The 21912-nt window shown below is 41.0% G+C and carries 22 protein-coding genes; 9 read left to right on the top strand and 13 right to left on the bottom strand.

What is annotated here, in order from left to right:
- A partial coding sequence (locus tag FTU98_RS11650; protein WP_179993683.1) for a transposase occupies positions 1-169 on the top strand: 169 nt, incomplete at its 5' end.
- A gap of 76 nt (positions 170-245) precedes the next feature.
- On the opposite strand, the gene FTU98_RS11655 is transcribed toward FTU98_RS11650, so the two are convergent.
- From FTU98_RS11655 to FTU98_RS11685, 7 genes are all read right to left on the bottom strand, one after another.
- Positions 246-1154, bottom strand: a complete 909-nt coding sequence (locus FTU98_RS11655) for an AEC family transporter (protein ID WP_096900859.1) — start codon at positions 1152-1154, stop codon at positions 246-248.
- A gap of 187 nt (positions 1155-1341) precedes the next feature.
- Positions 1342-2478 carry a rod shape-determining protein RodA gene (rodA, locus tag FTU98_RS11660; RefSeq protein ID WP_154320713.1) on the bottom strand — a complete coding sequence of 379 codons (1137 nt, stop codon included), beginning with the start codon at positions 2476-2478 and terminating at the stop codon, positions 1342-1344.
- Between the two features lie 127 nt (positions 2479-2605).
- A complete protein-coding gene (gene ispD / locus FTU98_RS11665; RefSeq protein WP_179994182.1) occupies positions 2606-3337 on the bottom strand; it encodes a 2-C-methyl-D-erythritol 4-phosphate cytidylyltransferase in 732 nt (243 codons plus the stop codon).
- Positions 3294-3698, bottom strand: a complete 405-nt coding sequence (locus tag FTU98_RS11670) for a septum formation initiator family protein (protein WP_004973349.1) — start codon at positions 3696-3698, stop codon at positions 3294-3296. The genes ispD and FTU98_RS11670 overlap by 44 nt, the downstream gene beginning before the upstream one ends.
- Positions 3699-3711: 13 nt before the next feature.
- Positions 3712-5001: a phosphopyruvate hydratase gene (gene eno / locus FTU98_RS11675; protein WP_004973347.1), complete on the bottom strand. Its 1290-nt coding sequence runs from the start codon at positions 4999-5001 to the stop codon at positions 3712-3714.
- A 73-nt stretch (positions 5002-5074) separates the two neighbouring features.
- On the bottom strand, positions 5075-5932 hold the full coding sequence (gene kdsA / locus FTU98_RS11680) for a 3-deoxy-8-phosphooctulonate synthase (RefSeq protein ID WP_179994181.1): 858 nt from the start codon (positions 5930-5932) through the stop codon (positions 5075-5077).
- Between the two features lie 31 nt (positions 5933-5963).
- Positions 5964-7604: a CTP synthase gene (locus FTU98_RS11685; RefSeq protein ID WP_179994180.1), complete on the bottom strand. Its 1641-nt coding sequence runs from the start codon at positions 7602-7604 to the stop codon at positions 5964-5966.
- A 226-nt stretch (positions 7605-7830) separates the two neighbouring features.
- On the opposite strand from FTU98_RS11685, the gene FTU98_RS11690 reads away from it, so the two are divergent.
- The gene (locus FTU98_RS11690; protein WP_004973341.1) at positions 7831-8250 is read left to right on the top strand and encodes a hypothetical protein; all 420 of its coding nucleotides are present in this window, start codon (positions 7831-7833) and stop codon (positions 8248-8250) included.
- Positions 8251-8447: 197 nt separating this feature from the next.
- Here the strand turns inward: FTU98_RS11690 and FTU98_RS11695 are convergent, their stop codons facing one another.
- The 3 genes from FTU98_RS11695 to FTU98_RS11705 all read right to left on the bottom strand — a co-directional run bounded on the left by FTU98_RS11695 (position 8448) and on the right by FTU98_RS11705 (position 12223).
- Complete coding sequence (locus FTU98_RS11695) at positions 8448-9554, bottom strand: YheT family hydrolase (protein ID WP_026438425.1); 1107 nt, start codon at positions 9552-9554, stop codon at positions 8448-8450.
- Positions 9555-9644: 90 nt separating this feature from the next.
- Positions 9645-10058 carry a nuclear transport factor 2 family protein gene (locus tag FTU98_RS11700; RefSeq protein WP_179994179.1) on the bottom strand — a complete coding sequence of 138 codons (414 nt, stop codon included), beginning with the start codon at positions 10056-10058 and terminating at the stop codon, positions 9645-9647.
- Between the two features lie 140 nt (positions 10059-10198).
- The gene (locus FTU98_RS11705) at positions 10199-12223 is read right to left on the bottom strand and encodes an NADPH-dependent 2,4-dienoyl-CoA reductase (RefSeq protein ID WP_179989502.1); all 2025 of its coding nucleotides are present in this window, start codon (positions 12221-12223) and stop codon (positions 10199-10201) included.
- 134 nt (positions 12224-12357) lie between these two features.
- Here FTU98_RS11705 and FTU98_RS11710 point away from each other — a divergent pair, with 134 nt between their 5' ends.
- Positions 12358-12909 (top strand): PadR family transcriptional regulator, encoded by a 552-nt coding sequence (locus FTU98_RS11710; RefSeq protein WP_004973333.1) that lies wholly within the window; start codon positions 12358-12360, stop codon positions 12907-12909.
- A 125-nt stretch (positions 12910-13034) separates the two neighbouring features.
- Positions 13035-13943, top strand: coding sequence for an alpha/beta fold hydrolase (locus FTU98_RS11715; protein ID WP_096900864.1), 909 nt, complete (start codon positions 13035-13037; stop codon positions 13941-13943).
- A 78-nt stretch (positions 13944-14021) separates the two neighbouring features.
- Here FTU98_RS11715 and FTU98_RS11720 read toward each other — a convergent pair whose 3' ends face one another.
- A complete protein-coding gene (locus FTU98_RS11720) occupies positions 14022-15263 on the bottom strand; it encodes an acyl-CoA dehydrogenase (protein ID WP_180051455.1) in 1242 nt (413 codons plus the stop codon).
- A 264-nt stretch (positions 15264-15527) separates the two neighbouring features.
- On the opposite strand from FTU98_RS11720, the gene FTU98_RS11725 reads away from it, so the two are divergent.
- From FTU98_RS11725 to FTU98_RS11740, 4 genes are all read left to right on the top strand, one after another.
- Positions 15528-16229 (top strand): NAD-dependent deacylase, encoded by a 702-nt coding sequence (locus FTU98_RS11725; RefSeq protein ID WP_004973326.1) that lies wholly within the window; start codon positions 15528-15530, stop codon positions 16227-16229.
- Between the two features lie 162 nt (positions 16230-16391).
- Complete coding sequence (gene trmA / locus FTU98_RS11730) at positions 16392-17474, top strand: tRNA (uridine(54)-C5)-methyltransferase TrmA (protein WP_179997361.1); 1083 nt, start codon at positions 16392-16394, stop codon at positions 17472-17474.
- Between the two features lie 241 nt (positions 17475-17715).
- The gene (locus FTU98_RS11735) at positions 17716-17940 is read left to right on the top strand and encodes a hypothetical protein (protein ID WP_004973321.1); all 225 of its coding nucleotides are present in this window, start codon (positions 17716-17718) and stop codon (positions 17938-17940) included.
- Positions 17941-18164: 224 nt separating this feature from the next.
- A complete protein-coding gene (locus tag FTU98_RS11740; RefSeq protein WP_004973320.1) occupies positions 18165-18413 on the top strand; it encodes a hypothetical protein in 249 nt (82 codons plus the stop codon).
- Between the two features lie 30 nt (positions 18414-18443).
- Here the strand turns inward: FTU98_RS11740 and FTU98_RS11745 are convergent, their stop codons facing one another.
- A complete protein-coding gene (locus tag FTU98_RS11745; protein WP_225530198.1) occupies positions 18444-19196 on the bottom strand; it encodes a phosphodiester glycosidase family protein in 753 nt (250 codons plus the stop codon).
- A 135-nt stretch (positions 19197-19331) separates the two neighbouring features.
- Between FTU98_RS11745 and FTU98_RS11750 the strand changes: the two genes are divergently transcribed.
- Positions 19332-19865 carry a lecithin retinol acyltransferase family protein gene (locus tag FTU98_RS11750; RefSeq protein ID WP_096900868.1) on the top strand — a complete coding sequence of 178 codons (534 nt, stop codon included), beginning with the start codon at positions 19332-19334 and terminating at the stop codon, positions 19863-19865.
- A 130-nt stretch (positions 19866-19995) separates the two neighbouring features.
- Here the strand turns inward: FTU98_RS11750 and FTU98_RS11755 are convergent, their stop codons facing one another.
- Positions 19996-21720: a glutamine--tRNA ligase/YqeY domain fusion protein gene (locus FTU98_RS11755; RefSeq protein ID WP_180051456.1), complete on the bottom strand. Its 1725-nt coding sequence runs from the start codon at positions 21718-21720 to the stop codon at positions 19996-19998.
- Positions 21721-21912 lie beyond the last annotated feature (192 nt).

Consider the following 21912-nt stretch of genomic DNA (forward strand, 5'->3'; position numbering starts at 1 on the left):
GGTTAATAATTTAAAGTCTGTAACAAGTAGAAGAATGCGAAATGAGTTTTTAGACTTGAGAGGGAATTATACAAAACCTGTTTTATGGTCAAGATCATATTTTGCAGGGTCTTGTGGTGGTGCGCCTCTGGAAATAATCAAACAATATATTCAGAATCAACAAGGTTGAAATTTGTGAAATTCACCTCCACCCTGACTGACGGGTGGAGTCCTCTTTCACTTGGAGATAGATTGTATTAGACAGATTAAATGAGCAACCACAACACAATTGGCAAAGTTAATGCGGCGAATACGGTTTGCAAGCTAATAATTGAAGCCATTAAACGACTATCTCCCCCTAAAACTTGTGTAAGTACATAAGCTGCCGATGCAGTAGGTAAAGCAAAAAACAAGACTAAAATTTGCGACTCCAACACTGGAACATTTAAGCTCTGACAAATTAGCCAAGCCAAAGCAGGCATAAATAACAAACGCCCGAACACATTCAATGCCAATGCGAATACATCTCGTTGCAAGCCATTAAATTGTAATGCTGCGCCCACACACATTAATCCCAAAGGCAAACTGCATAACGCTATTTGACGAATAAAATGCGCTGCACCTTCCCACAAGCTCAAACCTGATAAATTAAATAGACCGCCAACAATACACCCTAAAATTAATGGATTTTTCATTAATGACCATAGGATTTGCTTTGCCTGTAAAGTCTTAGTATCGCTTAAAGCCAGCACAGATAAAACATTCACCAATGGAATGCAGAACACCAAAATAATCGCAAACAGCGCCATGCCCTGCACCTGAAACAATGCTGCGACCAAAGCCAAACCGATATACGTATTGAAACGTACCATGCTTTGCATATACACCCCAAAACGGACTGCGGGTGTTTTGAAATAGCCGCGCAAGGCATATAACAGACAACTTACTAAAGCCACAATAATCCCTACGACCGACAAAATCTGTGCGATTGATTTCGCTTCAATGTTTGCTGTAGCGAGGTTTAATAACAACATGCTAGGAAACAAAATATAGTAATTTAACTTTTCTGCACCCTTCCAAAATGGCTCATCCAACATACGTGATTGCTTAAGCAGATAACCCATTGCAATTAAGGCAATCAAAGGGAAAAGTGCAATAAAAATTAAATGGGTCATGGGGTGCTCTGTGTTACTGTTATGCTGTTCTTTTTAAATTATTGCTTAATAAATAAAGTAAATTTACTGGATATTATAAGGATTGTTTTGTGTTTATCCTAATTGCTTAGGCTTTTTAAAACCACAAAAAGAGAAAAAGATGATAATAGCAAAACTCACCTATATCATCTTTCAGATGGATTCTGTATTAACGATGAGTATGGATAGACATCACAATCCCCATACTCGCCAACATGGAAATAACAGCCGTTCCACCATAACTCATCAGCGGCAATGGGTCACCCGTTACAGGTAAAATACCACTCACCATCCCTGAGTTTAGAAATACAAAGAAAAAGAAAGTCAGACCAACCGTGCCTGCATACAAACGTCCAAAATTATGGAAACAATTCATCCCAATCATCAAACAACGTAAAATAATGGCAGCAAACAAACTGAACAGTAAAAATACGCCAATAAAACCAAATTCTTCGGCATAGGTCGACATAATAAAGTCAGTATGATGTTCAGGCAGATAACCCAAATGTGATTGCGTTCCTTCTAAATAACCTTTACCTGTAAAGCCGCCTGAACCAATGGCAATTTTAGATTGAATAATATTCCAGCCTGCCCCCAAGGCATCCGACTCTGGGTCAAATAAGGTGAGTACCCTTTTCTTTTGGTACTCCTGCAAAAAGAACATCCAAAGCAATGGTGCTGCGAGCGCCAATGCAGTGATTGCTCCTAAGATTAATCGCCATGACATGCCACTTAAAAATAGCGCAAAGACACCGGGAATAATCAAACCAATGTTTAAATCGGGTTGCAATGCCACCAAGACAAAAGGAATCATCATAATCACTAAAGCGACAATGATATGAATCAATTTAGGCGGGAAAGCACGACGCGAAAAATACCACGCCATCATCAATGGCATGGCAAATTTCATAAATTCACTGGGTTGCATACTGCCAATACCCGGCAAGCTGATCCAGCGTTTTGCCCCCATACGGGTTTCACCAATGACCAAAACCAAAGCCAGCATGATGACTGCAAAGATATAAAAATATGGACTGGCAGCTTGATATACCTTAGGCGGAATTTGCGCCAAAATAATCATGGCGATAAAACCAATGCCAAAACTGGTTGCTTGACGCAGCACCATCCCCATATCTTGCGCGGTGGCACTATATACCACCATTAAACCCAGAATCGCATTTAAAATCAGAAAACACAGCAACCATGGATCTAAATGTAATTTAGTCCAGCGTGAGGAATCATTTTTAATGCTTCTACCATCACGTAATGAGTGACGTAAAAAACGATACTGCTGCGATGGATTCATGCGACTCAAAGGTATTTAAAATAGACAGGATGGACAATTATAGAAGCAAAGCGGCACAGAGTGAATCATTAAAGCTTAATCGTTGAAGATTCAAGTTTAACGCGGTGTTAATTACACTAGATTTTTATCATCCATGTTGTTGTGAGGCTAAAATTAAACGTGCCAGCTCTAAATCATCGGGATAGGTGATTTTAATATTATCCGAACGACCGTGCACAACATTTACAATTTGCCCTGCTGCTTCTAAAGCACTGGCCTCATCGGTAATCGTCAATTGCTGTTTTAATGCAGATTCAATGGCTGTTTTAAGCACATCAAGTTTAGCAATTTGCGGAGTTTGCGCTTGCCAAAGTTGGTCACGGCTTACCGTGGTTTCAATTTTTGTGCCTTGGCTTACCTTTTTTAAAGTATCACGCACTGGAATAGCCAAAATTGCACTTTGATCTGTTGCCAGTGCAGTCTGATACAACTGTTCAAGGCAAGCAGCTGTCACACAAGGACGCGCTGCATCATGCACCAAAACCCAGTCATCTGCATGGGCGATTTCAGATAAATAATGCAGTGCATTTAAGACTGAATCCACTCGCTCTGCACCACCTACGCAAAAATGTGCTTTTTCTTTTTGTGCCAAGTTTAGGTTTTGCGCTACATCATCTGCTTGACCAATCGCCAAAACATAACCCGCTAAAGGCAAGTGATTTAAACGTGCGATGCTGTGCGCTAAGACTGTTTGATCTTGAATATACTGATATTGTTTAAGTTCAGTTCTAGAAAAACGACTACCAGAACCCGCTGCGGGAATAACCGCCCAAAGTTTACGGTGTCGGGGCGGTTGCTGCTGCAAGTTGTTGTGATTCATTGGTGCGTAAATCTACTGTGGAATTCGGTTGAATATAAATTGGTTTATATTGTGTGCTGATGGTGCTCATTTGCACAAAGGTTTCATGTGGCTTAATTAAGCCTAAATCTAAACGGGCATGCTCTTCAATGGCTTCTACCCCATTTTTTAAATCATAAACTTCTGCTGCAAGTACACGATTGCGCTCCTTCAGCTCTGTATTTAATTCTATTTGTTGTTGGATTTTTTCTGTCAGTGCAGCATGGTCACGATAACCACCTTCACCAAACCAGTGTAAATATTGAAACCCTGCGATCAAAAAGATCGCAAGGCCCAACAATGCTTTACTCGCTTTGGAGTCAAATACATTTAATAATGACATCTACTGATTTCGCTTAGTTCAAACCTTTGAACTCAGCTTTACCGCGATATGCAGCATTCGTCAATTCTTCAATACGAAGTAATTGGTTATATTTTGCTACACGGTCAGAACGGCACAGTGAACCAGTCTTGATTTGACCTGCTGCTGTACCTACTGCAAGATCCGCAATTGTAGAATCTTCAGTTTCACCTGAACGGTGTGAAATAACAGTTGTGTAACCATTGGCTTTCGCAAGGTAAATTGCATCAAGCGTTTCAGTCAAAGTACCAATTTGGTTGTACTTGATCAGGATTGAGTTACCTACTTTTTCATCGATACCGCGTTGTAAGATTTTCGGGTTAGTAACGAACAAGTCATCACCGACCAATTGAATCTTGTCACCTAAGATCGAAGTGAGGTAAGACCAACCTTCCCAATCAGACTCATCTAAACCATCTTCAATTGAGATAATTGGATATTGATTTACAAGACCAGCTAAATAGTCAGAGAATTGGTTGCTTGTGAATGCTTTGTTGCCTTCACCTGCAAGAATGTACTGACCATTTTTGTAGAATTCTGAAGATGCACAGTCAAGCGCCAACATGATGTCAGAACCCGCTTTGTAGCCAGTCTTCTCAATAGCTTCAAGAATAACTGTGATTGCTTCTTCGTTAGAACGTAAGTTTGGCGCAAAACCACCTTCATCACCCACTGCTGTGTTTAAACCTTTTTGATTCAATACAGATTTTAATGAGTGGAAAATTTCTGCACCAGCACGTAATGCTTCAGAGAATGAAGTAAAGCCCACTGGCTCAATCATGAACTCTTGAATATCAACGTTGTTGTCTGCGTGTGAACCACCATTTAAGATGTTCATCATTGGTACAGGCATGGTTAAAATGCTGTTGTTACGAAGGTCTGCGATGTATTGGAAAAGAGGAATTTTCTTTTCATCAGCAGCAGCGCGCGCAGCAGCCAAAGACACGGCTAAAGTTGCGTTAGCACCTAATTTTTCTTTGTTTTCAGTACCATCAAGCGCAATCATGGTGTTGTCGATGTCTTTTTGTTCAAACACAGACTTACCAAGTAAAGCATCACGAATTAAAGTATTGACGTTATTTACCGCAGTTTTAACGCCTTTACCCAAGTAACGTGCTTTATCGCCATCACGAAGTTCTAGAGCTTCACGAGAACCAGTTGAAGCACCTGATGGTGCACATGCACGGCCAACTACGCCAGATGCTAAGATTACGTCTGCTTCGATGGTTGGGTTACCACGAGAGTCCAAAATTTCACGTGCACGAATGTCAACGATTTGGCTCATGAACAATTCCTCAGTTGATTAATAACGTGATGCTTTAGGCATCAATGAGTCTATAATTTAATATGGATCTAATTTAGTGTGTATCTAGCTTTTGGAAACCTTTTACCAAGGTATCCAATTCTTTAAGCTGTGCCAAGAACGGCTCAAGTTGTGATAGACGCAATGCACATGGGCCATCACACTTTGCCTGCTCTGGTTCAGGATGTGCTTCTAGGAATAAACCTGCCAAGCTAGTTGCCATACCTGCACGTGCCAAGGTGGTAATTTGTGCACGACGACCACCTGCCGAATCTGCACGACCACCCGGAGTTTGCAAAGCATGGGTTACATCAAAGAACACAGGTACATTCATTTCTTTCATGATGTCAAAGCCCAGCATATCGACAACCAAGTTGTTGTAACCAAATGCTGAACCACGCTCACAAAGAATCAATTTGTCATTCCCTGCTTCTAAACACTTATGCAAAATATGACGCATTTCGTGCGGCGCAAGGAATTGTGCTTTTTTGATGTTGATAATGGCTTGAGTTTTTGCCATCGCTTCAACCAAATCGGTTTGGCGACTTAAAAACGCAGGAAGCTGAATAATATCTGCCACTTCTGCCACAGGCGCAGCCTGATACGGCTCATGCACATCGGTAATAATTGGCACATTAAAATGCTTTTTAATGTCAGCCAGCCATTCAATGCCTTTTTCTAAACCGGGACCACGAAATGAGTTCAGGCTAGAACGGTTGGCTTTGTCAAAACTGGCTTTGAATACATACGGGATATTTAAGCGTGTGCAAATATCCACATAAGTTTCAGCAATTTCAAATGCAAGGTCTTTAGACTCAAGTACATTCATGCCGCCAAACAATACAAATGGCAAATGATTCGCCATTTGTATATCACCCAAACGTACAATTTCTTGTGGTTTTAATTGTGACATTTCAACTTCCTAGTTTATCCCTAAAGCCATCTTATTTGGTTTTTTGATGCTGTTGTTTTGCCGCACCGATAAAGCCAGCAAACAATGGATGTCCATCACGTGGCGAGCTAGTAAATTCTGGGTGGAATTGTACCGCAATAAACCAAGGATGTTGCGGAATTTCAACAGTTTCAACCAAGTGCTGAATTGGTGAATAACCCGAAATTTTAAGACCTGCTTCTTCAAGCACAGGAATATAACGGTTATTCATTTCATAGCGATGGCGATGGCGCTCTACAATTTCTGCAGAACCATACACTTCACGAGTTTTGGTACCTTCAACCAATTCAGATTTTTGTGCACCTAAACGCATAGTGCCGCCCAAGTCAGAATCGACAGAACGCTGTTGAACTTCGCCGCGCTCATCTAACCATTCAGTAATCAAACCAATAAGTGGCGACTTAGTCGAACGGTTAAACTCTGTTGAACTTGCATCGGCAATACCTGCCACATTACGTGCATATTCAATCACAGCCAATTGCATACCCAAACAGATTCCCAAGAATGGGACACCGTTTTCACGTGCATATTTGATGGCTTGCATTTTACCTTCGGTACCGCGCTCACCAAAGCCGCCCGGAACTAAAATTGCATCGGCATCTTTAAGCACACTATTAACGTCTTGGCTTTCAAGGTCTTCTGCATTGACATAGTCAATTTCAACTTTGACGCGGTTTTGAATACCCGCATGCAATAATGCTTCGTTTACAGATTTATAGGCATCTGGCAGTTCAACATATTTACCCACCATCGCCACACGAACGCTGTATTCAGGGTTCAATAATGCATCAACTACGTTATCCCAATCAGATAAATCTGCTTCTGGAAGATCATTGAAGCCAAAACGCTCACAAATTAAATCATCAACGTCTTGTTCATAGAATGTACGCGGAATTTGGTAGATGGTTTTGGCATCTTTACATACCACAACCGCACGTGCTTCTACGTTGGTAAATAACGCAATTTTACGGGTAGTGTCAGCATCAACATCATGTTCAGTACGGCAGATGAGAATATCTGGCTGAATACCGATAGATAACAATTCTTTAACTGAGTGTTGAGTTGGCTTGGTTTTTAACTCTGCCGCAGATTTGATATATGGCAATAAAGTTAAGTGCATGAGCATAGTACGCTTATGCCCTAATTCCACCATCAATTGACGTACAGATTCCATGAATGGGAGAGATTCAATGTCGCCTACTGTACCGCCAATTTCTACGATTGCGACATCGTAGCCTTCGCCAGCGCGAAGTACACGTTCTTTAATATTATCGGTAATGTGTGGAATCACCTGAACAGTACCGCCCAAGTAATCACCACGGCGCTCTTTGTTTAGAACGTCTTGATACACGCGACCAGATGTAAAGTTATTTAACTTGGTCATTTTCGCACGACGCAAGAAACGTTCGTAATAACCCAAATCTAAGTCAGTTTCGGCACCATCCTCTGTGACAAAAACTTCACCATGTTGGAAAGGACTCATTGTCCCTGGATCGACATTAATGTATGGATCCATTTTGACCATGGTTACTTTTAAACCACGGGCTTCTAAAAGTGCAGCAACTGAAGCAGCTGAAATACCTTTACCTAGTGATGAAACTACACCACCAGTCACGAAAATAAAATGGGTCATTGGGTTTCTCGTACAATCGAGCCTAAATCGGCCTGCAATGTTGCGCAATTTTACTTTACTCTGCACCAATAAAGCAAAGTCATTCCGCGTCAATTCATAGAACAATAAACAATTGGTTATTCTATCAGCATTTCCTATAAAAAATTAGAACTTCTTGAGAGGATTTTCATCTGTCATTTTATTGCTATAATACGTCCGTCTATCCGATCTTTTATTTTGTGCAATTATGAATAAGAAACTTTTAATTTGTGGTGCAATTGCAACGGCGTTGTTATTAACTGCATGTGTAAAAAAAGAACAGCCAAAGCAAGATGAGCAAGAACAAGTAGAGGTTCAAACTGAACAAACTACTGAAACTGCTCAATTTGAACCACTAGAACCTGTTGAAAACATTCAAGATGCTGAACCAGAAGCGCCTGCACAGGTAGAAGTGGAGCGCACTGAAACAGCGAACACCACAACTGAAATCCGTCGTGAAACACCTGCACAACCTGCTGCTGCACCTGCGCCTGCGCCGAAAGCGGCAGCTCCTGTAGCAGAAGATAAACCAACTCAAGCACGTCCAAGCAATAACACAGGTGCTCAATCTGAAGATGATGCTGTTGCCGCTGCGATTGCTGCTGCAACCCCAGCACTTGAGAACTAAGTGCTCACTTAAAACTAAGCTTTAAGTTAAAGTCAGTTTTAAGGTGTAAGTTCTTATCTTAGATTTGAATTGACGTTAAAAAACCCAGTCATTGTGTACTGGGTTTTTTATTCATTTGGATGAGTCTTCGCTGAGATAACTCGTGAATACATTTGCAATACAGCTACCTATTTCTATATAGGTTTGTGCGCTTCACTTTAACTTGCCTGCAGCAACTGCGATTGCACTTTAAAATAATTAGAAATTAAACGCGATGCCCAAGATTTAGTAAAACCGACACCTTCATAAAAACCACAATGACTGCCTTTACGGGTCGTCACTACCATAATATTTGGCATTTTCCGTATGGTTTCTTTATAAGGATCAAAGTTTTTGATGTGGCACACTGGGTCATCTTCTGCATTTAAAACCATAAGCGGAATTTTGACATTCTCAAACACATAAATTGGGTTAATGGCTTGTGTGTAGCTGTCATAATCTTCAAAACCCGCCAATTCAAAATACGCCTTTTCAAACTCTGCCAATGTAGTCGCACTTAACACTTGCGATAAAGATTTTACGTTTTGCCAAATGTCCTGATGGGGCTGAATAAAAAACTGGAATAATTTTTTGGTCATCACTTTACTGTAAAAAGGATGCACATGCTGAAAGCCTAGTTCAGTGTTATATCCTGGGCACAGTGCAAACGCGGCTTTAATTGGGGTTTGCTCGCCTTCTTCGCCCAAATAGCGCACCAATAATCCTGTCCCTGCGGAAGAACCAACAGCATATAATTCAGATTGTGGAAATTGTTGCTGAATAAACACTATTTGTTCACGCAAATCATGCGTCGAACCAAACAGATTCATTTGTGGTACAGGCATAGGTAAATTGCCATGCCCACGACGTAAACATAAGGCAATACGCCACTGTGTCTGCTGATGTAAATCGCGCACCAACTCACGCATACTTTCCAAAGAACCTGTAATGGTATGCATTAAAACAATTGTGGGAGTATCTGCAGGTAAGTCATAACCCACCCAAGCAACTGCGGTGATACCGCCATCTTGCATAGTGAGTTGATCAACCCGATCATACTGCTGACGAATGGTTTTCTTTTTAATTAAATCAAAATATAAAAGATGCGCATGTGTATTGGACAGCCACGGTGTTGGACGGTATTTTTCTTTGAGCTGTGGTAAATAATCCAATACCCGACGGATTTCTCCATGTGGATGATAATACAACGTCGGTAAATCTGCGCCTGTGACCTGATCTAAAACCGCTTGTGTAATTTTCGCTATTTTTTGTAATGTAGACATCATTTTACTCCCAAGCAATACATGCACTTTCAAGCATGCCAACCCGAAACCGATTTCTATAAAACAACTTCATTGCCATACACACGCGGTATTTTATTTTTCGGTTGGCATAAAGGCAACCATACGTTGTCCCATTTGCACAGCCAATGCCTCTAAACCACTTTTCGGGCGAATCATCACTTCAAAGTCCACAATTTGTCCTTGTGTATTGAATTGAATCATATCAATTCCTTTAAGTTTTTTATCTCCCACATTGGCGGAAAATTCAAGTACAACATTGCAACCATCTTCAGTATAAAACTCACGGTGATAAGTAAAGTTTTCAAAGACCTGAATTACATTGGTCAAAATAAAAAATACCACTTGTTTACCCGCATAAGGTTGGTACGCTACAGGTGAACGAAACACCACATCATCTGCCAGCAATTCACTCAAAATAGACATATCATGGTTTTGCAGCATTGTATGCCAACGCTGTACCGCTAATTTTGTTGTTTCCAAAGTCATGTTAAGTTCCTTTTTTTTGTTTTGATATTTCATTTCTATGCAGAGTCCCTGAGTGAGACTGAAGCACTGCTGCACTGGGCAGAAGCGATTATTAACTCTCTCCCCAGCCCCCTCCCAAAGGAGAGGGAGAAGGAATTACATTAAATTTTCGCTGCCAATTCAGCACCCTGACGAATTGCACGTTTGGCATCTAACTCGCCTGCTTCTTTCGCCCCACCAATTAAATGCACATTTTTGCCTGCTGCCTGTAATTGCTCATACATGGCGGTGTAAGACTCTTGCCCTGCACAAATCACCACATGATCAACTTCGAGCACTGTACTTTGACCATTGACGGTGATGTGCAAGCCTTGATCATCAATCAGGTCATAACTTGCCCCTGCAATCATTTTAACGTCACGGTTTTTTAAACCTGTACGATGAATCCAGCCTGTTGTTTTACCCAAGCCAGCACCCACGGATGATGCTTTACGTTGCAATAAATAAATTTCACGTGGCGATTCTTCAACTTTTGCTGCTTTTAAACCACCGACATGCGCATAATTGGTATCAATTCCCCATTCATCGTAGAATTTTTCAGGATTTAGACTACCACTTTCACCTTCATGGCTTAAATATTCTGCAGTATCAAAACCAATACCACCAGCGCCAATAATCGCAACACGTTGACCTACAGGCTTACGCTCTTTTAATACCTCAATATAGCTCAGCACTTTAGGGTGATTAATACCTGCGATATCCAATTGACGCGGGGTTACACCTGTTGCCACAACCACATCATCGAAGTCAGCATTGAGCAATTGTTCAAAACTAGCCGTATGATTCAATACCAATTTAATATTCGGTTGCAGCTCAATTTGGCGTTTGAAATAGCGCAAAGTTTCGTAAAACTCTTCTTTACCAGGAATGGTTTTAGCAATATTAAACTGCCCACCAATTTGATTCGATGCTTCAAAAATCGTCACCTGATGCCCACGTTCTGCAGCATAGGTTGCAAAGCTCAAACCTGCAGGCCCTGCACCAATCACCGCAATTTTTTTAGTCTGTGTTGCTTCTTTAAAAATGAGTTCTGTTTCATGGCAAGCACGTGGATTGACCAAACATGAAGCAATCTTCATTGAGAAAATATGGTCTAAACAAGCTTGGTTACAACCAATACATGTGTTGATTTCATCACTGCGACCTTGCTCTGCTTTTTGCACAAAGAAAGCATCTGCCAACATTGGACGTGCCATCGATACCATATCGGCATGTCCTGCAGCCAAAACATGCTCAGCCATTTCAGGGGTGTTAATACGGTTTGAAGTGATCAGTGGCACTTTAACCAAACCTTTTAATTTCTCTGTCACCCATGTAAAAGCTGCGCGAGGGACTTTGGTAGCAATGGTTGGGATACGTGCTTCATGCCAGCCAATCCCTGTATTGATAATGGTTGCACCTGCTTTTTCAATCGCTTGTGCCAATTGCACCACTTCTTCAAAACTCGAACCGCCTTCGACTAAATCCAACATCGACAAGCGGTAAATAATAATAAAGTTTTCACCCACTTCTGCACGGGTACGTTTAACAATTTCAATTGGGAAACGAATACGGTTTTCATAACTGCCGCCCCATTCATCATCACGATGGTTGGTACGCGCAACAATAAACTCATTAATTAAATAGCCTTCCGAACCCATGATTTCGACACCATCATAGCCTGCGTATTGTGCCAATTTGGCACAATTCACAAAGTCGGCAATGGTTTGCTGTACTTCTGCCGATGTTAGTGCATGTGGTTTACTTGGGTTAATCGGTGCCTGAATTGCTGACGGTGCGACAATATCGGGCTGATAGGAATAACGTCCCGTATGTAAAATCTGTAAAGCAATTCTGCCGCCTGCATCATGCACAGCCTGAGTCACCACTTTATGTTTTTCTGCTTCTTGACGAGTATCAAGTTTATTGCCGCCCGCAAAGGTTAAGCCTGCATCATTCGGTGAAATACCACCTGTTACAATCAGCCCAACGCCACCTTTGGCACGCTCTGCATAAAAAGCCGCCATACGTTCGTATCCACCCGGTGCTTCTTCTAGTCCAACGTGCATTGAACCCATTAAGACCCGATTTTTTAAAGTGGTAAAGCCTAAATCTAAAGGCGCAAGTAAATGTGGATAGTCAGACATAGAATCTCCCTGCTGGCAAAAATGCTGGCTGTTTTATGCTTAATGCAACTTGTTGCATACTTTTATATTCTAGATTTAATTTTTATGCAACATGTTGCATAATTAAAGCTGAAAAAAATAAAGTTGCTCTGTTTATGTCGCTCGCTCACGTTTTATTGACCAGTTTAATTGAAAAACCCAGTAACGGTATTGAATTGGCACGCCGTTTTGACCGCTCTATGGGGTTTTTCTGGAATGCGACCCATCAACAAATTTATCGCGAACTAAATACCATGCTGAAAAAAGGTTGGATTTCAACCTTAGAAGATGAAGATTCTAGCAGTCGTAGCAAAACCTATCAGGTAGAAGCTTTGGGGCGGCATGAACTGGCAAACTGGATGGTCGAGCAAAGCCCGCCTGCACAATTACGCGAAGAACTTATGGTACGTTTACGTGCCGAAGCCCAACTTGGCGGCAACAGCGTCTTACCCGAACTAGAACGACATTTGCTGCTTCACAAAGCCAAGTTGCACACCTATCAACAGATTTTTGCCAAAGACTTTAGCCAAGCACCTGCGAACAACCGTACCCTGTATATTCATAAAATGATTTTGCAGCTAGGGATAGATCAGGAAATTGGCTGGATTGAATGGCTAGAAAATGTGATTCCTGAACTGAAAAAGTTTGATGCCGAAGCCTCATCTTAAAAGTATATTTTTAAGTAATAGCAACCACATCAATGTGAAATCAGGGTTGCTCACCATACAGAAATGATCAGGCTATGCTATAAAGAATAACGCATCTTTAATTACAACCATGCAAGGAAATGCTGATGCCTTTTTACCGCATGCCCGATGGCGAAGCTCTATTTGTACGTGAATTTGGTCAAGGTGAGCCTGTGGTTGTGCTTTCAGGTTTAGGCATGCACAGTTGGCAATGGTTGCCATTTCTGTATCAACATAAAAAGCAGTATCGTTTTATTATTCCAGACTGGCGTGGTTTTGGGGGTTCAAACCTGTGTGCCGTTCCAGAACTGGATGCTATTTCGAGCCATTGGCAAGATTTAAACAGTCTGCTTCAACAACAGAACCTGCAACAATTTAAACTGATTGGCTATTCCATGGGGGCAACCACTGCCATGCATGGCATGCAATATGGACAATTGGCTGCGCATTTAAGCAGTTATTTACAAATTGACCAAGCACCAAAAATTGGGGTAGATGAAAACTGGCCTTATGGCTTATTTGGCAATCAACATCAACAATTTAAACAGTTATTGATTCATCTGTCCGAGTTTTTACATGATCACGCGCAATATACTGATATTCAACAAATGGATGTGTTGCAGCGTAAAAACTTAGTCGAACTTTGGCTAGAATTTATAGAATTACAAGCCAGCAATAAAATCAGTCCGTTTTTATTTAAACTGGCCGTCAAACGTCCTGTTTTACAACGCTATATTTTACCTACACAGCGTTTAGATTATTTACGCTGGTATATCGACAATTATTTACACCATCAGGAAGATTATCGTGAGGCTTTAACTCAACTGGGTTGTCCAACAGTCTTTTTTACAGGCGCACAATCGACCTTGTATGCGGCAGAAGGACAACGTCAAGTGGTAGAAGCTATGCCGAATGCGAAACAAGTCATATTTCACCAATCTGGGCATACCCCTTTACTGACCGAACCGTTGAAATTTAATCAGGAAATTAGCCAATTTTTAAAACTAAACAGCTAAAGTAAAACGGTGGAAAATGTGGTTTGCAATATTTTCCACCGTAGCATCATTAGACCTAGATTTAGTTTAGATCTAGATTTAATTGGCAAAAGCCGCGATACCCGTTTGCGCACGACCTAAAATTAGCGCATGCACATCGTGCGTCCCTTCATAGGTATTCACGACTTCCAAATTGACCAAATGCCGCGCCACGCCATATTCATCACTGATACCATTCCCACCAAGCATATCGCGCGCCATACGAGCAATCTCTAAGGACTTGCCACAGTTGTTGCGTTTAATCAGCGAAGTACCTTCGAGTGAAGCAATACCCTCATCTTTCATACGACCAAAACGTAAAGCAATTTGTAAACCCAGCGCGATTTCGGTTTGCATATCGGCAAGTTTCTTTTGAATGAGCTGATTGGCCGCCAAAGGACGTCCGAACTGAATCCGATCCATCGTATATTGATGCGCAGTATGCCAACAAAACTCAGCCGCACCCATAGCACCCCAAGCAATGCCATAACGTGCACTATTTAAACAAGTGAACGGCCCTTTTAAACCACGCACTTCAGGTAACATATTTTCTTCAGGCACAAAAACATTGTCCATGACAATTTCACCTGTGATTGATGCGCGTAGACCAACCTTGCCCTGAATGATTGGCGCAGAAAGTCCATCCCAACCTTTTTCTAAAATAAAACCGCGAATATCACCCACCTGCCCATCTGCCGAAACTTCTTTTGCCCACACCACAAATACATCGGCAATTGGACTATTGGTAATCCACATTTTCGCACCGTGTAAACGATAACCGCCTGCAACTTTATGTGCTCTGCTGTTCATACTGCCAGGGTCGGAGCCAAAATCAGGTTCAGTCAGACCGAAACATCCCACCCATTCACCCGAAGCGAGTTTGGGTAAATATTTCTGTTTTTGTGCTTCACTGCCAAACTCATAAATTGGCACCATCACCAATGAGCTTTGTACACTTGCCATAGAACGATAGCCTGAATCGACCCGTTCAATTTCACGTGAAATTAATCCATAACTCACATAATTTAAACCTGCACCGCCATATTGTTCAGGTATGGTTGGGCCTAACAAACCAAGCTCACCCATTTCACGGAAGATGCTGCGATCTACCGTTTCATGTCTAAACTGATCACGTACCCGCGGCAGTAATTTTTCCTGACAATAAGCATAGGCACTATCACGAATCATACGTTCGGTTTCAGTCAATTGCTGTTCAAGCAAAAAAGGGTCTTTCCAATCAAATTTCACTTTTTCACTGTGAGTTGCAGGCGTGTGATTTGGCGATGGATTGTGTTGTGACATGGCATCCTCTGCACATTATTATAGGTTCTGGTTCATCAATATTTGATTTTGTAGCGTCATACTACTTTACTTTATGTTCTATCATTAAAATGAAATAACAAGCAATAAAAAGTGAACTTTGATTCAATTATTCAGCAAAGTTATAGACAGCACTAAACTTTCACATATTTAGATACTTAAAATTCTGAAAAAATGAGCTGTAGATTTGTGTTTCTATTTTCGGCACTTATACTCAAATCTAACCATCCATCAAGAGAATAAAACATGCGTAAATTAGTGGTTTTTTCGGGTGCAGGCATGAGCGCAGAAAGTGGAATCAACACCTTTAGAGATGGTGATGGCTTATGGGAAAAACATCGCGTGGAGGATGTCGCAAGTCCTGAAGCATGGGCAAGGAATCCTGAATTAGTCCAACGCTTTTATAATGAACGTCGTAAAAACATTCTTAATGCGCAGCCTAACTTGGCGCATCGCTTAATTGCTGAACTTGAAGATGATTTTGATGTACAAGTGATCACCCAAAATATTGATGATTTGCATGAACGTGCAGGCAGTTCAGAAGTTTTGCATTTACACGGCAATATTCGTTTAGCCAAAAGCTCAGGGCCTCATGCACAATACACGACAGAATTTTTTCCAATTGAAGGTGACTCGCTGAACTTGCAACAGGATCTTTGCCCACAAGGCTATCCTTTACGTCCGCATGTGGTCTGGTTTGGCGAAGCAGTTCCTGCCTATGAAGAAGCACTGGATTTGATTCAAGATGCCGATATTTTTATTGTGATTGGTACAAGTTTGGTGGTGTACCCTGTTGCTGGATTAGTACACGAAATTCCTGCAAATTGTCAGGCTTATTATATTGACCCAAAAGCCATGCAAGCCCAACTTCCTGCTCAATTTCAACGGATTTCCAAAACTGCCACTGAGGGCATGCAGCAATTGTTCGATCAATTACATCAAGTTTAAAGTAATTACAGTATCTAAATTTTTCCACTTGTAAGATGTCATCAACATGCTTAGGCTATTTTGACATCTTGCAGCATTGCATCATTTTCATAATAGTTTTAGGTATCTCTTTAAAACTTTGTTACCATCGCTCTTTCTCTGTGTTTGTGATGTTTACTGCATATGACCTCATCTTATCAGCAACAACTTGATGCAAAAGTTGCCCGTATTTCTGCCCAATTTGCCGAATATAACCCGCCTGCCTTGCAAGTATTTGCCTCACCAGAACACAACTACCGTATGCGGGCAGAGTTCCGAATTTGGCATATTGAAGATGATCTGTTTTATGCCATGTTTGAACGCAGTGAAGATAAGCAGAAAAAAGTTATTCGTGTAGATGAGTTTCCGATTGCAGACCGCAGCATTAACTTATTAATGCCAAAGCTGTTAACCGCCCTGAAAGCCGATCCCGTATTATCGGCTCGTTTATTTGAAGTGCATTTTTTAGCGACTTTAAGTGGCGAAATGTTGGTTTCACTGCTTTATCACCGCAAACTTGAATCTGATTGGGAGCCTGCAGCCCAAGCTTTGAGCAAAGCATTAAACATTAAACTGATTGGACGCAGCCGTGGGCAAAAATTCGTGCTATCCGATGAGTATGTAGTTGAACAATTACAGGTTTTTGAGCGCACTTATACCTATAAGCAAATTGAAAGCAGCTTTACCCAGCCAAACGCGCAAGTTTGCCAAAAAATGCTGGAATGGGCATGTACGGTTGCCGAATATTCTGAGCAAGATTTATTAGAACTTTATTGTGGTAATGGTAACTTTACCCTGCCGCTATCGACTCGTTTCCGTCGTGTACTTGCCACAGAACTGGCTAAATCTTCGGTATATGCAGCGCAGTGGAATATTGAACAAAACCAGATTGAGAATATTCAAGTGGCACGCTTATCGGCTGAAGAGTTTACTCAAGCCTATAACGGTGAGCGTGAATTCCGCCGCTTGCAAGAAGCGAACATTGATCTTGCAAGTTATGATTTTGATACGGTCTTTGTCGATCCGCCACGCGCAGGAATTGACGATGACACCTTAAAACTCCTACAGCGTTTTAAGCGTATTATTTATATTTCGTGCAACCCAGACACATTGCATGACAATTTAAAAACCTTGTGTCAAAGCCATAAAGTGACGCAATTTGCACTGTTTGATCAATTCCCATACACCCATCATGTTGAGTCGGGTGTTTTACTGGAAAAGATTTAAACAATTTGTTGCATTATTCTTCAATATTTACAAGTTCTACTTTTTAGCACTTGTAAATATTATGATGTAAATGAATCAGTTAAAGCATTACAAGCCCTTTAGCTGTCATAATTTCGTTAAAAAAATGCAATATCATCGAAAATTCTGCAACTCGATTGCTGCTTTTATCACTTAGGTCGACTTGATTTATTTTTTATATTGGCTATATTTCGATCTATGTTAGGTTGTGAATGAAGGCTCTATGAGTTTTTGGCAAAAGTTGTTCTCTACAGAACAGCAAAACGAGCATAAAAATCAAATTGCTTGTGTTGAAAATGATTGCTCTTGCAAGACAAATGAACAACTTCTCGAAGCTTTAACCAAAGCCACAGATGAAGATGTCATTATCGGGATTAAGAAGGTTCTCGCTTCGCGAGGTTATAGCCGCAAAGAGTTAAATGAACTCCAGCATCTACCATTCCAGTAATGGAATATGATAAAAAAGGCATTTAGTTGAACTAAGTGCCTTTTTTAATGGCTGCATATATATTAGAACGATAAATTTTATAAATCGCGACACGTGCTTGAACTTGCACAAAAACGCTAATCTTTTCAAACGCAGTCAATCATATCTTCATAATCATGCGCTAATATTTCTACACATAATCATTACACCAATAAATTCGAATTATTCAAACAGAGAAAATGACAATGAAAAAAACTAGCCTTAGCTGTCTTGCCCTACTCAGCCTAAGTTTAACAGCCTGTAGCCCAATGCCGAAAGAATGTGCCGAAACTTGGGAGAAAATGGAAAGTTTTGCTAAAAACATGGGTATTTCAGATGAGCAACTTAAACAACAAAAAAAGCAATTTGAAAATGAAGTCAAACAAATGAAAAGCGAAGAAGCAGTCAAAATCTGCAGGATGCAAGGCACAGCCTTAGGTTTTATTGGACAATAAATTCAGCCAAGCCAAAACCAAATTCCAATGTTAGGGTTTACAGCCTTGATGATCTATATAAGCTAAAATTGGACCTAAATTGCGATGTGGATGAGTATGACGTTGTAATTGCGGAATATACGCTGTAGAAATCGAACCATCTAAATACAAGGCATTTGGCGTTTGCAGCTCATCTTTAAAAAAGGTGGCAAATTGATGAAAAGTTACGGGCGTCTTGCTAATCACAAAGTACAGGCTTTGGTCTTTTAACCCAACCCCATTTCTAATTTTATAAGAAGTACTGTCTGCCAAAAAACGTGAATTTAACTGGCGATTAATAACTAACATTGGGCCAGACTGTGTCGCATACTGCGCTTTGAACGCTTGATTGGCATATTGTTGGGTTGTTCCTAAAAACACCCGTTGATGATTCCACGCCAGTACACCATTGGGCTGAATTAAAAAATTCCCCCATCCCTGTTGCTGTCGGTTCAGCTTTTTAAGTTGTCGTCCTTGTTCCACATACAAACCCACAGGCGAATAATCTGGATGAAACATGCCTGCATTCATGGCAAATTGCATGTTTTCACAAGACTGTAGATTTTTTTGTAGTTGTGAAATTTGCAGATATGGTTTCCCTTGCCGATCTTTCAGATATAAGCCTAACTGTGACAACTGTGTCACTTCCACCACATCTGCATTGATTTTACTGTTGTTAACCGTCCATGCGCGAATTTCCGCTTGTGCAGTAGGCGTGCAGAATAAATAACAGAGCAATAAGCACTTCCACCGAGAACAAAACATTATCATCTCCATACCTGCTATGTTACAAATTGTGCATATAACTGAATGGGTTATCGCATATTTGCTTCAGACGCAGTACACTATAAAACCTGATTTCTTTTCTCTACTCATGTTACTTTATTGGTCAAGCGTACGATGCTCAAGCAGAAAACACGATTTCCTTTAGGGGCACATTTAATTGTGAAACACTTCGGCTATAGCCATCATGGTATCTATGCCGGGCGTGGTCGCGTGATTCACTATTCGGGTTTTGCACATCTTTTTAAAAAACACCCGATTGAAATGACCAGTATTGAAAAGTTTAGTCACGGCAAAAATATTATTGTGCAGTCGTATCATGCGCCCAAGTATAAAGGCCGCAAAGTGGTACGCCGTATGCGCTCCAGAATGCATGAAAACAATTATCATCTGATTATGAATAACTGTGAACATTTATGCACTTGGGCAATTACAGGTGTGGAAAGCAGCCCGCAAGTATTTAAGATGATGGATCGTTTAACCACCATTGGTTATGTCAGTTCATTGATGAGTTATATGAACAGTATGATGCTGACCCTGACCACCACTTGCTTTGCTTTAGTGCTCTATATTAAGAAGAAACTACGCGATAAAGCCAAAATGCAGTTACCGCAAATCCTGATGAAGCAGGAACAGCATAAAAACCGCTAATCGCAGTCATTTTAGCGACACTGTATATCTCACAAAATATTCTATAAACCTCAAATAGATAAAACCAAAAGCCCAACCTGAATTGATCAAGTTGGGCTTTCAAGTTGCAAGCTAAAACTTAAATAAGGTGTTACTTGCCAGGTTTGAAGCTGTCTTTTAAGTCTAAAATGCGGTTAAACACTGGTTTTTCCGCACTGTGATCATACTGATCTGCAACAAAATAACCTTCACGTTCAAATTGGAAACGATCTTCTGGTTGTGCTGTTGCCAATGCAGGTTCAACAATGGCTTGTACCACAGTCAACGATTCGGGGTTTAAATTCGCCAAGAAATCATCACCCACTTCTGGATCAGACTCAGTAAATAAGCGATCATATAAGCGAACTTCTGCCGCAACGCCTTTACTTGCAGAGACCCAGTGAATCACGCCTTTTACTTTACGACCTTCTGGGTTTTTGCCCAAAGTTTCAGGGTCAATTGAACATTTCAGCTCAATGACTTCGCCGTTAGCATCTTTAATCACTTCATCACACTTGATTACATAAGCATGACGTAAACGTACTTCTCCTTCAGGCACTAAACGCTTAAAGCCTTTAGGCGGCACTTCTTCAAAGTCTTTACGGTCAATGTAAATTTCAGAAGTCAGTGGAATGATACGTTCACCCATATCTACATTTGGATGACGTGCATGGACCAAATCTAATGCTTCTGGCAAGTTAGTCAAAGTCACTTTAAGTGGATTTAACACCGCCATACCACGTGCTGCAGTATTTTCCAAAGATTGACGGATGCAATATTCAAGCATTGCCACATCCACAATACCATCAGACTTAGACACACCTACACGCTTACAGAAATCACGCAAACCTTCTGGTGTAAAGCCACGACGACGCATACCGACCACTGTTGGCATACGTGGGTCATCCCAACCTTTCACAAAACCGCCTTCAACCAATTTACGCAATTTACGCTTAGATGTGATGGTGTAATCAATATTCAAACGGCTAGATTCATACTGACGCGGCACAGCCTCGGATTTCACCTTTTCCACCACCCAATCATAGAATGGACGATGGTCTTGGAATTCTAAAGTACATAGTGAATGAGTAATGCCTTCAATGGCATCTGATAATGGATGCGCATAATCATACATTGGGTACATTTTCCATTTATCGCCCGTTTGGTGATGCGATGAATGTAAAACACGATACAAAATCGGATCACGCATGTGTACGTTTGGTGAAGCCATATCAATTTTGGCACGGAGTACTGCCTGACCTTCGCCTAATTCACCATTGCGCATTTTTTCAAATAAAGCCAAGTTTTCTGCTACTGGCGTATCACGATATGGCGAATTTTTACCCAGCTCTACAAAAGAACCACGATTGAGCTTAATCTCATCAGGGGTTTGCAAATCGACATAAGCATCGCCTTGTTCGATCAGCTGAATTGCCCATGTATATAATTGATCGAAATAGCTTGATGCATAGCGTGGTTCGCCATTCCACTCAAAACCCAGCCATTTCACGTCATTGGCAATACCATCAACATATTCTTGTTCTTCTGCATCTGGGTTGGTGTCATCAAAACGTAAGTTACACACCCCTTGATATTCTTGTGCGATGCCAAAGTTCAAGCAAATTGCTTTCACGTGACCAATATGCAAATAACCATTCGGCTCAGGTGGAAAACGTGTCACCACCTGCTGAGTGCGACCCGCCGCAATATCATCGGTAATGACTTGACGTATAAAGTCTAAGCCCGGCTGTTGTTCTTGCTGCACAGCATCGACAGAGGCATTTGAACTTGGTGTCGGGGTGTTTGGCAGAGATGCAACAACATCATTTGGCTTCATAGCAATAAAATCACTTCTAAAATAAAATTGGATAAACTAGGTTACAGAAACTTCAGTAGTGAAGCATACATCACCCATTAGAACGCTTTTCCTTGTTTTTAACAAAGAAAATAACGTTTTTACTTGCCTTGTAGTTTACAGTTTGCTTATGCTTCTCTCAACCAAAAAACCCATGGCATTCGTGTCCATGTT

The sequence above is a fragment of the Acinetobacter sp. YH12211 genome (assembly GCF_013418015.1).
Lineage (GTDB): Bacteria > Pseudomonadota > Gammaproteobacteria > Pseudomonadales > Moraxellaceae > Acinetobacter > Acinetobacter towneri.